The following is a 12,432-nucleotide window of genomic DNA, read 5'->3' as shown; positions in this document are numbered from 1 at the left end:
GGCACGGAGAACACGGTGCATGCCGGAATCATTGGTCGGGGCACACCAAGTCACGGCTCCCGCGCGATGATCACTGTCTCGTTGCTGCGCAACCACTGCGGCGACCGTGCCGTCAAGAAGGCCGATTGATCTGAGTGCGCGTCACTCACTTGTCGTTGACCGACTTCCGAAATTACGCACAGGCCGAGGTGCCCCTGCATGAGGGAGCCAACCTCTTCGTTGGGCGCAACGGGCAGGGTAAGACCAACCTCGTCGAGGCCCTGGGCTACCTCAGCACCCTGGGCTCCCATCGGGTGTCCGATGACAAGGCGATGATTCGGGCCGGTGAGGCTGCGGCCATCATCCGCGCCCGTCTCGAATACAACGGCCGCGTGATTCTGGCGGAGGTTCAGCTCAACCGCGCCGGCCTCAATCGCGCGCAGGTGAACCGCTCGGCGATTCGCACGAGGGACCTTCCCCGGTATTTTTCGAGCGTGGTCTTCGCTCCGGAAGACCTCGCCCTGGTTCGAGGGGATCCGTCGGGCCGGCGGCGCTTTCTCGACCAGCTTCTGGTTCTGCGCTCCCCACGGCTGTCGGGCGTGATCGCCGACTATGAGCGAGTATTGAAACAGCGCAATACCCTGCTGAAATCGGTCCGAGGATCTGCCGTGAAAGAAAGCCAGCTGAGCACCCTCGACATTTGGGACGAGCGGCTCGTGGGATTAGGATCCGAGATTATCGACGAACGCAGCGAACTGGTGCGTCTGCTGGGCGAGCCGTTGTGGGCCGCATATCGTGCGGTCGTCGACGAAGATCACGGACCGAAGCTGGTGGAATCGCTCAGCATTTTGGGGGCGGATGACGAGGTGGAGACTGCGCGCGAGGGTGACGCGAGGCGCTCCACCACCGATACGGCGGCTGTCTTTCGGGAGGCTCTGGCCGGCATCCGGCGGAAAGAACTTGAGCGGGGAATCACTCTGGTCGGGCCGCACCGCGACGACGTGGTGTTCATGCTCAATGACCTGCCCGCCAAGGGCTACGCGAGCCACGGTGAGTCGTGGTCTTTTGCGCTGGCGCTCAAGCTGGCATCCGCCGAATTGCTGCGCCGTGATTCCGCGAGCGGCGACCCCGTGTTGATCCTGGACGATGTGTTCGCCGAACTCGATCAGTCGCGTCGGCGCCGCCTGGCCGAGGCAATCGGCAACTATGAGCAGGTTCTGATCACGGCCGCCGTGCTGGATGACGTGCCGGAGGCCCTGACGGCGCATACGATTCACATTCGGGGCGGTGCCGTCGTCGATGCCTGATCCGATCGAACCACCCGAGCGCCACCTCAGCGAGGCCGCGCTGGTGTTCCTGCGTTTCAAGAGTGTGTTCGGTGATCCGAATGCGCGCCGGTCCCGGGGTAAGCGGCGCCCCCGAGATGAACAGGGCTCGAGCGTTCCCTTCGGACTGGGTCGCGACCCGCGTGGCATCGGGGACACCATCAATTCGCTGACCATGCAGCTCGGATGGAATTCGCCCCTGGCCCAATCGGAACTTCTCGCGTCGTGGGCCGAACTTGCCGGCGAAGAAACCGCCAAACACTCCAACCCCGCGGGTATCGACGAAGGCGTGCTGACCGTGCATTGCGAATCCACGGCGTGGGCGACGCAATTACGGCTCATGCGCAACGAAATCATGAATCACATCGCCGCCAAGTACCCGGACGCCGGCATCGAGTCGATCCGTTTCCAGGGGCCCAATGCGCCGTCGTGGAAAAAGGGTCCCAGATCAATTCCAGGGCGTGGTCCGCGCGATACCTACGGGTAACCTGGCAAATTAGGTCACCCGCCCGAAAAAAAGGCGTCAAACGGCGATTATGGCCCGTTCACGTCCCCCCGTTTGGTAAACTGAATGGTCGCCCGTGCGATGGTCAGGAGCCAAATTTCAGATGACAGTTGAACCGACGCCCGTGCCGGAGCACGAATACGGTGCAGACGATATCCAGGTTCTCGAAGGACTTGAAGCCGTTCGCAAACGACCTGGAATGTACATCGGTTCCACCGGTCCCCGTGGTCTGCATCACCTCGTATACGAAATCGTTGACAACTCCGTCGACGAAGCCCTTGCCGGGCACTGCGACCTGATTGATATTCGCATCCTGGCAGACGGCGCGGTACGCGTGGAAGACAACGGTCGCGGAATTCCCGTTGACATCCACCGCACGGAGGGCCGCTCGACCGTTGAGGTCGTGCTGACCGTTCTGCATGCCGGTGGAAAATTCGGCGGCGGCGGATACGCCGTCTCGGGTGGACTGCACGGCGTCGGTAGCTCCGTGGTGAATGCGCTGTCCTCACGCCTCGAGGTTGAGGTGCATCGTCAGGGTTACGTGTGGCGCCAGTCCTTTGCCAACGGCGTGCCCGATGCTCCCCTGGCCAAGGGCGAGGAATCGGCCGAAACCGGGACGACGATAACCTTCTGGCCGAGCGCCGAAACGTTTGAGACCGTCGAGTTCGACTACGAGACGCTGCGCGCACGGTTCCAGCAGATGGCGTTCCTCAACAAGGGCCTGCACCTCAAGCTCAGCGACGAACGACCGGATCACGCGGACGACAACGGTGACATCGTCACGAACGCCTTCATGTACGAGCAGGGTCTCGTCGACTACGTGCAGTACCTCAACCGTTCCAAGAAGGCTGACCTCGTCAATGACGACATCATCTCCTTCGAGTGGGAGGACAACGACAAGAAAATGGCACTCGAGGTCGCCATGCAGTGGACGACATCGTATACCGAGAGCGTGCACACCTACGCGAACACCATCAACACGCACGAGGGTGGAACGCACGAAGAAGGTTTCCGCGCCGCACTTACCTCGCTCGTCAACAGGTACGCGCGTGAAAAAGGCATCCTGAAAGAAAAGGATGACAACCTCACCGGTGATGACGTGCGTGAAGGCCTGACCGCCGTCGTGTCAATCAAACTCACCGAGCCGCAGTTCGAGGGCCAGACCAAGACCAAGCTCGGCAACACCGAGGCCAAGACCTTCGTTCAGCGCGTAGCCGGCGAACAGCTCTCGCACTGGTTCAACATGAACCCCAATCCCGCCCGCGAAATCATCCGCAAGGCGCTGCAGGCCAGCAACGCCCGGATGGCGGCTCGCAAGGCCCGCGAGACAGCACGTCGCAAGGGTCTGCTTGAGGGCGGCGGAATGCCGGGAAAGCTCAAGGACTGCCAAAGCAAGGACCCCTCGCTGTCCGAGATTTTCATCGTGGAGGGTGACTCCGCCGGCGGGTCCGCCGTGCAGGGGCGCAACCCGGAGACGCAGGCAATTCTGCCTCTCCGCGGCAAGATCCTCAACGTGGAGAAGGCTCGCCTCGATCGTGCCCTCGGCAACAACGAGGTGCAGGCCATGATCACGGCCTTCGGAGCCGGGATCGGCGAGGAATTCAACCCCGACAAGGTGCGATACCACAAGATCGTTTTGATGGCCGACGCGGACGTCGACGGGCAGCACATCACCACGCTGCTGCTCACCCTTCTCTTCCGTTACATGCGTCCGCTGATCGACCTGGGTTATGTGTATCTGGCCCAGCCGCCGCTGTACCGCCTCAAATGGACCAATTCACCCCACGAGTACGTGTATTCGGACCGTGAACGCGATGCGCTGCTCGCCGATGGCGCCGCCGCCGGCAAGCGCATCCCGAAAGACAACGGGATCCAGCGTTACAAGGGTCTCGGGGAGATGGACTACAAGGAGTTGTGGGAGACCACAATGGCCCCGGAGTCCCGCACCCTCCTGCAGGTGACGCTCGACGATGCTGCCGCCGCTGACGAAATTTTCACCACCCTGATGGGCGAAGACGTCGAATCCCGACGCAACTTCATCCAGAAGAACGCGAAGGACGTGCGTTTCCTTGACATCTGATGACACCAACCTCCCCGAGGGTGAGAACACCGAGACGGGTAACACCGTTGAGGCAGCCGATGCTGCGGCCGCGGCCGCTCACCTGACACGCCACGGCAAAATCGATCAGGTCGATCTCCAGCTGGAGATGCAGCGTTCCTACCTCGACTACGCCATGAGCGTGATCGTGGGCCGCGCCCTGCCCGACGTGCGCGACGGCATGAAGCCCGTGCACCGCCGCGTGATCTACGCCATGTTCGACGGCGGATACCGCCCGGACAAGGCCTTCTCCAAGTGCGCTCGCGTGGTCGGCGACGTGATGGGCCAGTTCCACCCGCACGGTGACTCGTCCATCTACGATGCTCTGGTTCGCCTCGTGCAGCCGTGGAGCCTGCGCTATCCCCTCGCTCTCGGCCAGGGCAACTTCGGCTCCCCCGGCAACGACGGCGCCGCGGCCCCTCGGTACACCGAAACGAAAATGGCGCCGCTCGCTCTCGAAATGGTTCGCGACATCGACGAGAACACCGTCGATTTCCAGGACAACTACGACGGCCGCACGCTTGAGCCTACGGTTCTCCCCGCACGATTCCCGAACCTGCTGGTGAACGGCTCGGTCGGCATCGCGGTCGGCATGGCCACGAACATTCCCCCGCACAACCTGCGTGAGGTCGCCTCCGGCGCCCAGTGGTTCCTCGATAACCCCGAGGCCAGCCGTGAGGAGCTTCTCGAGGCCCTCATTCAGCGCATCAAGGGTCCGGACTTCCCCACCGGCGCGCAGATTCTCGGCGTCAAGGGCATCCACGACGCCTACCGCACGGGGCGCGGCTCCATTACGATGCGGGCCGTCGTGAGCATCGAGGAACTCCAGGGCCGCACGTGCCTCGTCATCACCGAGCTCCCGTACCAGGTGAACCCGGACAACCTCGCCATCAAGATCGCCGACCTGGTGAAGGATGCCAAGATCACCGGCATTGCCGACATCCGGGACGAGACCAGCGGGCGCACCGGCCAACGTCTCGTGATCGTGCTGAAGCGCGATGCCGTGGCCAAGGTCGTGCTGAACAACCTCTATAAGCACACGCAGCTGCAGGAGAATTTCGGCGCGAACATGCTCGCCATCGTGGACGGTGTGCCCCGTACGCTCGCCATCGACGGCTTCATCTCCGCCTGGGTGGCGCACCAGATCGAGGTCATCGTTCGACGCACGCAGTTCCGCCTCAACAAGGCGGAGGCGGAGGCGCACATCCTGCGCGGCTATCTCAAGGCGTTGGACGCTCTCGACGAGGTCATCGCGCTCATCCGTCGCTCCAACACCGTCGATGACGCCCGCGAAGGCCTCATGGCCCTGCTCGACGTGGACAAACTGCAGGCTGACGCCATCCTCACGATGCAGTTGCGCCGTCTCGCCGCCCTGGAACGTCAGAAGATCATCGACCAGGCGGCCGAGCTTGAACTGCAGATCGCCGAGTTCAAGTCCATCCTGGCCAGCCCGGAACGCCAGCGCACCATCATCAAGGAAGAACTCGCCGCGATCACCGACAAGTTCGGTGATGATCGTCGCACGGAAATCATGTTCGGTTTCGACGGCGACATGTCGATCGAGGACCTCATCCCCGAAGAGGAGATGGTCGTCACGGTCACCCGCGGCGGCTATATCAAGCGCACACGCAGCGACAACTACCGCAACCAGCATCGAGGCGGAAAGGGCGTCAAGGGCGCGCAGCTGCGTGCCGACGACGTGGTCGAGCACTTCTTCGTGACCACCACACATCACTGGTTGTTGTTCTTCACGAACACCGGTCGTGTATACCGTGCCAAGGCCTACGAGGCGCAGGAATCGGGGCGTGACGCCAAGGGGCAGCACGTCGCCAACCTGCTCGCCCTGCAGCCCGGTGAGGAAATCGCGCAGATTCTCGATATCCGCGACTACGACGTAGCCCAGTACCTCACCCTCGCCACCCGCGACGGACTGATCAAGAAGACGGCGCTGCGCGAATACGACACCAACCGCACCGGTGGCATCATCGCGATCAAGCTTCGCGAGGGAGATGAGCTCGTCTCCGCCCTCCTGGTCGAAGATGATTCCGATCTGCTCCTCGTTTCCCGCAAGGGCATGTCCATTCGCTTCACCGCGACCGACGAGGCCCTGCGCCCGATGGGACGCAGCACGTCCGGCGTGATCGGCATGCACTTCCGCGGAGAAGACACGCTGCTTGACGCATCCGTTATCGATGAATTTGGATTCGTCTTCGTCGTGACCGAGGGCGGATACGCGAAACGCACTGCCGCCGACCAGTACCGGCTGCAGAATCGTGGCGGCCTTGGCATCAAAGTCGCCAAGCTGCACGAGGACCGTGGCGATCTGGTGGGCGCCCTGATCGTGAATGCCGAAGATGAAGTTCTTGTGGTTCTTACCAGTGGCAAGGTGGTACGCTCTGACGTCGCGGAGGTTCCGGCCAAGGGTCGGGACACCATGGGCGTCGTTTTCGCTAAGTTTGCGACGGAAGACAGAATCATTTCCATCGCCAAAAACAGCGAGCGCAATCTCGTGGTGGAGGAATCCGACGTCACAGCTGATGCTGCGACACCGAATGCTGATTCGGGGAAAGTAGAATCACCAGATGAGTAGCGTTGCGGAAAAACTGGCAAAAAAGTCGAACCGACGTCCGTCGACGAAGCAGGTGCGCCTGAAGTTGGTGTACGTCGACTTCTGGTCGGCCGTCAAGCTGTCGTTCCTGGTAGCCCTGTGCCTGGCCGTCGTCACGATTGTGGCATCGTTTCTGATCTACACGGTTCTCGCGCAGACGCAGATCCTCGACAAGGCCAACACGCTGTACACGGACATCTCGGGAGCGTCTGCCGACCTGCTGAGTGTTCTGTCGATCGGCAACGTCATGGGCTTCGCCGTGGTCGTCGCGATCCTCAACACCGTCGTGATCACCGCCCTCGGTGCCATATTCGCGGTACTGTATAACCTCAGCGTCAAAGTCACCGGCGGCTTGCTCGTCGGTTTCACCAACAACTAGGCCTCAAAATCTAGCTGCTGGGTTTCTGACACGCGCGGATATCCCGCTCGATTTCAGGAATGGGGCAGATTCCGATAGTCTCGAATCTGCCCAACAGGGGGATATAGCTCAGTTGGTTAGAGCGCTTCACTGATAATGAAGAGGTCCCAGGTTCAAATCCCGGTATCCCCACGCACGTCGTTTTTCCAGTTCGTCATCACCACATTCCCGAGTTTTCGGGGCCATAGCTCAATTGGTAGAGCGCCTGCTTTGCAAGCAGGAGGTCCGGGGTTCGATTCCCCGTGGCTCCACAATCCACAGAATGCCTGGCCACCCACGTGGCCAGGCATTCTTTCGTTAGTGCCCCGATGAACGTAGTGCTTCAACACGTAGTGCTTCAACGGGCACAGGAGGCGTTCTGAGGCCTTAACGCCGTAAGGCCCACCTCGGAGTCGGAGGCGGGCCTTAGGGAACGTGGTGGGTCGCTCAGTCCTCGCGGGTGCCGTTCGACTCGGTTTCCTCGTCGGAGACCCACAGCTCGTCATCTGCGCGGAACGTCTGCCACACGGCGTACGCGACTCCGGCTGCGGCGGCAATGGCCAACCCCATCGCGACGTAGGTCGCTGCCCCAGTGCTCTTCTGCTCCACCACAACGGGCTTCTGCAGGTGAATGCGGCTGAGGGCGGCCCGTACGCGGGCGTCGCGGGCGACGTCTCCCACGGACATGACTGTGCCGATGGCGGTGCCCAGTCCCGGAAGTACGTCGTGCACGACGGCACGTCGAACGCCCTGGGCCAGGTGCTGCGTGGCGTCCACGCGGGGGCGTACGTAGTGATCGTAACTTTCACGTACGCGCGGGACGACTTCTTCTCGTGTGAGCACTCCCGCCTGGTGGCCGGCCTCACGGGCGACGGCGTTGGCGCGTTCCAAGACTTCCGTCTGGTGGCTCCACAGTTCGTCTGCGCTTTTGCGCAGCCGAATGAGTTCCTTGCGGCGCTTGCGTGACAGGCTCATCTGGACCCTCCATTGTTGTCGTACGGCGAATACGTCCATCTTGCCACTGAATCGACTGGGAGCGGTCTGGGTATCAGAATCCGCCAATAGGCCTGTGCAAGAATTATCACCATGTCTAAGCACACGGCTGTAGCCACCCTAAACACCACCCTCGGACCGATCAAGGTCAACCTCTTCGGAAACCACGCGCCGAAGACGGTGCAGAACTTCGTGGGTCTCGCGACCGGCGAGACCGAGTGGAAGCACCCCGCCACGGGAGTGAAGTCCACCACGCCGCTCTACGATGGCACCATTTTCCACCGAATCATCAAAGACTTCATGATCCAGGCCGGCGACCCGCTGGGCCAGGGTACCGGCGGCCCCGGCTACCAGTTCGACGATGAGATCAGCCCCGACCTCGACTTCACGCAGCCGTACGTGCTGGCCATGGCGAACGCCGGCATTCAGGGCGGCCGCGGTACCAACGGCTCGCAGTTCTTCATCACCGTGGTGCCCACCACGTGGCTCCAGGGCAAGCACAGCATCTTCGGTGCTGTCGAGGACGAGGCGTCACGCGCCATCGTCGCAAAGCTGGCGACCGTCGCGACGGATGGCCGCGACCGTCCCCTTGAAGACGTTGTCATCGAGAGCGTCACCGTCGAGTCCGTCTAAGCTCGAGCAATTCCGCACAGATGAGCGATCTGCCTGCCTCGGCGGCGAATTTTTGTTACCGCCACCCGGGGCGGCAGAGCCTCATCCTGTGCCAGCGCTGTGGGCGTACGATCTGCCCGGAGTGCCAAACGCAGGCCGCCGTCGGCGTGGTCTGCCCGGAGTGCATGAAAGAGCAAGGTAAGAACGCACCCCGCATCAAGCCCGCCCTCCTTACGCGCCTCACCGGTGAGGGCAAGCCCACCGTGACATATGCGCTCATCGCCGTCACGGCATTCATCTTCGCGCTCCAGTGGATTCCCGGACTGGGCATCTACCAGAACTTTGCCTACATGCCCGCTCTGACCGTGATCGAGCCGTGGCGCATGCTCACGAGTGTGTTCCTGCATTCCCAGGGCTTCATCTTCCACATCCTGCTGAACATGTACATGCTGTGGATCTTCGGGCAGCTGCTCGAGGGTCTGCTCGGCCGCGGACGATTCCTGGCCCTGTATCTGGTCAGTGGATTTGCCGGTTCCGTCGGTGTTCTGGTCCTGTCATCCCCCAACACCGTTGTTGTGGGTGCGTCTGGTGCCATCTTCGGCCTCATGGGCGCATTCATGGTGATCCAACGGCGCCTGGGCGGCAACGCGACGCAGCTGTTGGTGCTGCTCGGCATCAACTTCGTCATTGGGTTCATTCCCGGCCTCAATATTGCCTGGCAAGCGCACCTCGGCGGACTCCTCGCGGGAGCCGTGATGGGGCTCGTCTTCATGCAGACTCGCCGACTCAAGCACCAGGGCATGCAGGTCGTCCTGATTGCGGGTCTGACGGTTGTGCTCGCTGCAGTGGCCGCCCTGAAGGTGTTCAGCTACCTAAACGGTTAGTTTTCACCGGACGGTTAAGTTATCCACAGGTTATCCACAATGGGGATAATTACACGGCTGTCATTACCTGTTCATCTCGTCGTCAGACGGTGGGCAGGCGAGGTTGCTAGCGCCACCGTGTCGTCATCAGGAAGCCGATGAAGGCGATCCCGAAGCCGACCATGATGTTCCAGGAGCCGAGGGCCGCGACGGGTAGCTGGCTTTGGCTCACGTAGAAGACAATGATCCAGGCGAGGCCGATCAGCATGAATCCGAACATGACTGGCTTGAACCAGACCGGGTTCGGTGCTTCCTCGCCGGAGCGGGCAACCTCTGTGCGGGCGGGCTTGGTGCGGGGATTCGTTCGTGCCATGCTGCGAGCTTACCGTCATCGCGTGTGGCGCGCCCCGGAACCCGCTCGAGCTGGCAATTCCGTGCGTTTGCGTCGGGTAACGAAGAGTCAGCCGGGCAACTTCAATAGACTCGAAGTGTGACCTTCATCGAACCCGACGCCCAGCCCGCCCGGAGGAACGCCAAAGGCGCGCGTCGCGGCGTGACCGGTCAAGTGCTGTTCACGGGTGGTGTGTTCGCCCTCTCGACGTGGGGTATTTCTTACTTCGACAAATTCGTCACCAACCAGGAAGCGACGGTGGGCGGTCAATGACCCGCATTCTTGTGATCGACAATTACGACAGCTTTGTGTACACGCTCAACGGGTACCTGATGGAGCTCGGCGCCGAGACGGTGGTCATGCGCAATGACGCCTTCGCCGCGAGCGAGGCGGCCGAGCGACTGGCCGGGTTCGACGGTGTGCTGCTGTCACCTGGGCCGGGAGCGCCGGCGGATGCCGGTGTGTCGATAGCCCTGGTCGGCGCGGCACTCGAATCCGGCGTACCGCTGTTCGGTGTCTGTCTGGGACACCAGGCGATTGCCGAGGCGTTCGGGGCGACGGTCACGAACGCAGAGGAACTCATGCACGGCAAAACGAGCCGCATCACCCATGACAACAGCGACTTCTACGATGGCGTGCCCCAGCCGTTCACGGCCACGAGATACCATTCTCTCGCCATCGTGGATTCAACGATGCCGGCTGAGCTTGTCGTCACTTCCCGGACGCAGGGAGGTGTGATCATGGGCCTGCGGCATGAGTCCGCACCCATCCTGGGGGTGCAGTTCCACCCCGAGTCGGTATTGACCGAGGGTGGCTACCGCATGATCGGCAACTGGCTGGCCCTCACCGGCCTCCCGGAGGCCAGGGAGACCGCCAAGGACCTCCACCCGCTGCTGCGCCTCGGCTGAGCCACCGAAGCGGCGCGTGGCTGCCGCGTGTCAGCCGGCGCAGTACGTGAGCGTGACCTCAGAGTTCTGGGGAACGTCGCCCGCGGCGAGAGACTGACTCGTCACGGGGGAGCCTCGCTCCTGGTCACAGGCGTAGTCGGGGCTTTGTTTAGCCACCAGTCGCAGGGTTTCGCCGGCCAGCAGGTCGGATGCAGCAGTGAGAGACTGGCCGGTCAGGTCCCCGAGCGTGACGAGTCCGCTCGACACGACGAAATTCACCGGCACCCCGGCGGCTTCGATGCTTTCGGGCTCCGGGTTGGTGCTCATCACCACGTCCGTGGCCACCGTGGGGGAGTTCTCCCTGGTGACCGAGCCGGACACGAGCCCGGTGGCCTCGATCGCGGCCTGGGCATCCGATATCGGCTGGTTAATCACATTGGGTACGGTCACCGGGACAGCGCCCGTGGACACGAAAACCTTGATCACCTCGGCAGGCTGAACCACGGTGCCCGCGGGGGGAACCGTGCGAGTCACTTCTCCGGCGGGTACGGTGGGGCTGCTCTCCTCGGCCCTGGTCGCGGCAAGGTCGAGGTCCAGCAGGCGATTCTGGGCCTCGTCGTAGGTCTGGCTCGTCAGCGTCGGTATACGGCGAGAATTGTCGGGGATCTCGGTGGACGGCTTGAGCGTGTACACCCAGAACATCACGGACACCACGATGACGATGACCGCGACGATGCCGGCCCAGACCCAGATGACCGGCGGACGCCGCTGGGTGCGCACCATCGTTTGGTCTTCACTGAGCTGCTTGATGGCCAGCACGGAACCGGACTCTGGGCTGGGAGCGGCGCCGAACAGGCCCCCGCCGGCCTCCTCGAGGGGCCGACCGGTGGGAATATGACCCTGACCGGCCGTCGACACATCAGCGCGGAATTCGACCGCACTCTGGTAGCGAGCAAAGCGGTCCTTCGCGAGGGCATGTGCCACGACGTGGTCGAGGGCCGGGGAAACATGGGGGTTGAGGGCAGACGGCTTGGCCGGCTCTTCGCTCACATGCTGGTACGCAACAGCGACCGGGGTGTCGCCGCGGAAGGGGGCGCGCCCGGTGAGCATCTCAAAGAGCACAACACCGGTCGAGTAGAGGTCGGTACGGGCGTCGACGGACTCGCCCTTTGCCTGCTCGGGCGAGAAATACGATGCGGTGCCGAGGATGGCGGTGGTCTGCGCCACAGTCGTGGAGGAGTCCGAGATGGCACGGGCGATACCGAAGTCCATGACCTTGACCTGGCCGGACTTGGTGATCATGATGTTGCCCGGCTTGATGTCGCGGTGCACCACACCCGCACGGTGTGAATACTCCAGTGCCGTGAGGACACCGTCGATGATGCGCACGGCCTCCACGGGATCAATTGGTCCCTCGCGAATGATGTCTTTGAGGAGACGTCCGTCGACGTGTTCCATCACGATGAAGGGAATCTGGGAGACCGAGCCGCGTTCGTCGGTGACTGTTTCTTCGCCGGCGTCGAAGACGCGCACGATCGTGGGGTGTGCCATCCGCGCCGCGGCCTGGGCCTCCTGGCGAAAACGGGTACGGAAGGCCGGGTCTGCGGCCAGCGACGACTTGAGCAGCTTGATGGCGACCGTGCGCCCCAGGCGGGAATCCGTGCCGATGTGCACGTCGGACATGCCGCCACGACCAAGAAGGGAACCCACGCGATAGCGACCAGCTAGCAAACGACCGTCATCACTCAATGCGTAAACTCCCGAGCTCGGTGGA

General features: G+C 62.5%; 12 protein-coding genes and 2 tRNA genes. 11 read left to right on the top strand and 3 right to left on the bottom strand.

The window, feature by feature from the left end; genetic code table 11:
* Positions 1 to 134 precede the first annotated feature (134 nt).
* From recF to AC1MB9_RS14700, 7 genes are all read left to right on the top strand, one after another.
* A complete protein-coding gene (gene recF, locus AC1MB9_RS14730) occupies positions 135 to 1,286 on the top strand; it encodes a DNA replication/repair protein RecF (RefSeq protein WP_479962672.1) in 1,152 nt (383 codons plus the stop codon).
* Positions 1,279 to 1,791, top strand: coding sequence for a DciA family protein (locus AC1MB9_RS14725; protein ID WP_479962671.1), 513 nt, complete (start codon positions 1,279 to 1,281; stop codon positions 1,789 to 1,791). The genes recF and AC1MB9_RS14725 overlap by 8 nt, the downstream gene beginning before the upstream one ends.
* A 121-nt stretch (positions 1,792 to 1,912) precedes the next feature.
* The gene (gene gyrB, locus AC1MB9_RS14720; protein ID WP_479962670.1) at positions 1,913 to 3,889 is read left to right on the top strand and encodes a DNA topoisomerase (ATP-hydrolyzing) subunit B; all 1,977 of its coding nucleotides are present in this window, start codon (positions 1,913 to 1,915) and stop codon (positions 3,887 to 3,889) included.
* A gap of 82 nt (positions 3,890 to 3,971) precedes the next feature.
* The gene (gyrA, locus tag AC1MB9_RS14715; RefSeq protein ID WP_479964662.1) at positions 3,972 to 6,497 is read left to right on the top strand and encodes a DNA gyrase subunit A; all 2,526 of its coding nucleotides are present in this window, start codon (positions 3,972 to 3,974) and stop codon (positions 6,495 to 6,497) included.
* Positions 6,490 to 6,894 (top strand): DUF3566 domain-containing protein, encoded by a 405-nt coding sequence (locus AC1MB9_RS14710; RefSeq protein ID WP_479962669.1) that lies wholly within the window; start codon positions 6,490 to 6,492, stop codon positions 6,892 to 6,894. Before gyrA ends, AC1MB9_RS14710 begins: the two co-directional genes overlap by 8 nt.
* 97 nt (positions 6,895 to 6,991) lie before the next feature.
* Positions 6,992 to 7,065, top strand: a tRNA-Ile gene (locus AC1MB9_RS14705).
* A gap of 46 nt (positions 7,066 to 7,111) precedes the next feature.
* Positions 7,112 to 7,184, top strand: a tRNA-Ala gene (locus AC1MB9_RS14700).
* A 175-nt stretch (positions 7,185 to 7,359) separates the two neighbouring features.
* Here AC1MB9_RS14700 and AC1MB9_RS14695 read toward each other — a convergent pair.
* Entirely contained in the window at positions 7,360 to 7,887 is a 528-nt protein-coding gene (locus AC1MB9_RS14695; protein ID WP_479962668.1) for a hypothetical protein, read from the bottom strand.
* A gap of 111 nt (positions 7,888 to 7,998) precedes the next feature.
* On the opposite strand from AC1MB9_RS14695, the gene AC1MB9_RS14690 reads away from it, so the two are divergent.
* Positions 7,999 to 8,538, top strand: a complete 540-nt coding sequence (locus AC1MB9_RS14690; protein WP_479962667.1) for a peptidylprolyl isomerase — start codon at positions 7,999 to 8,001, stop codon at positions 8,536 to 8,538.
* Between the two features lie 164 nt (positions 8,539 to 8,702).
* Positions 8,703 to 9,401, top strand: coding sequence for a rhomboid family intramembrane serine protease (locus AC1MB9_RS14685; protein WP_479962666.1), 699 nt, complete (start codon positions 8,703 to 8,705; stop codon positions 9,399 to 9,401).
* A 106-nt stretch (positions 9,402 to 9,507) separates the two neighbouring features.
* Here AC1MB9_RS14685 and AC1MB9_RS14680 read toward each other — a convergent pair whose 3' ends face one another.
* Positions 9,508 to 9,753 (bottom strand): cell division protein CrgA, encoded by a 246-nt coding sequence (locus AC1MB9_RS14680; protein WP_134173063.1) that lies wholly within the window; start codon positions 9,751 to 9,753, stop codon positions 9,508 to 9,510.
* A 117-nt stretch (positions 9,754 to 9,870) separates the two neighbouring features.
* On the opposite strand from AC1MB9_RS14680, the gene AC1MB9_RS14675 reads away from it, so the two are divergent.
* Together AC1MB9_RS14675 and AC1MB9_RS14670 are read left to right on the top strand one after the other, a co-directional pair.
* Positions 9,871 to 10,044: a hypothetical protein gene (locus AC1MB9_RS14675; RefSeq protein ID WP_479962665.1), complete on the top strand. Its 174-nt coding sequence runs from the start codon at positions 9,871 to 9,873 to the stop codon at positions 10,042 to 10,044.
* Entirely contained in the window at positions 10,041 to 10,679 is a 639-nt protein-coding gene (locus tag AC1MB9_RS14670; RefSeq protein ID WP_479962664.1) for an anthranilate synthase component II, read from the top strand. Before AC1MB9_RS14675 ends, AC1MB9_RS14670 begins: the two co-directional genes overlap by 4 nt.
* A 30-nt stretch (positions 10,680 to 10,709) precedes the next feature.
* Here the strand turns inward: AC1MB9_RS14670 and pknB are convergent, their stop codons facing one another.
* Positions 10,710 to 12,407, bottom strand: coding sequence for a Stk1 family PASTA domain-containing Ser/Thr kinase (pknB, locus tag AC1MB9_RS14665; RefSeq protein WP_479962663.1), 1,698 nt, complete (start codon positions 12,405 to 12,407; stop codon positions 10,710 to 10,712).
* Positions 12,408 to 12,432 lie beyond the last annotated feature (25 nt).

It is taken from the genome of Cryobacterium sp. AP27, from assembly GCF_056680495.1.
This window is presented reverse-complemented; position numbering and strand designations above follow the sequence as displayed.

Coding starts and splice junctions, on each gene's coding strand:
- AC1MB9_RS14725 (WP_479962671.1), top strand. CDS start 1,279: ATGCCTGATCCGATCGAACCACCCGAGCGCCACCTCAGCGAGGCCGCG.
- gyrB (WP_479962670.1), top strand. CDS start 1,913: ATGACAGTTGAACCGACGCCCGTGCCGGAGCACGAATACGGTGCAGAC.
- AC1MB9_RS14710 (WP_479962669.1), top strand. CDS start 6,490: ATGAGTAGCGTTGCGGAAAAACTGGCAAAAAAGTCGAACCGACGTCCG.
- AC1MB9_RS14695 (WP_479962668.1), bottom strand. CDS start 7,887: ATGAGCCTGTCACGCAAGCGCCGCAAGGAACTCATTCGGCTGCGCAAA.
- AC1MB9_RS14690 (WP_479962667.1), top strand. CDS start 7,999: ATGTCTAAGCACACGGCTGTAGCCACCCTAAACACCACCCTCGGACCG.
- AC1MB9_RS14685 (WP_479962666.1), top strand. CDS start 8,703: ATGAAAGAGCAAGGTAAGAACGCACCCCGCATCAAGCCCGCCCTCCTT.
- AC1MB9_RS14680 (WP_134173063.1), bottom strand. CDS start 9,753: ATGGCACGAACGAATCCCCGCACCAAGCCCGCCCGCACAGAGGTTGCC.
- AC1MB9_RS14670 (WP_479962664.1), top strand. CDS start 10,041: ATGACCCGCATTCTTGTGATCGACAATTACGACAGCTTTGTGTACACG.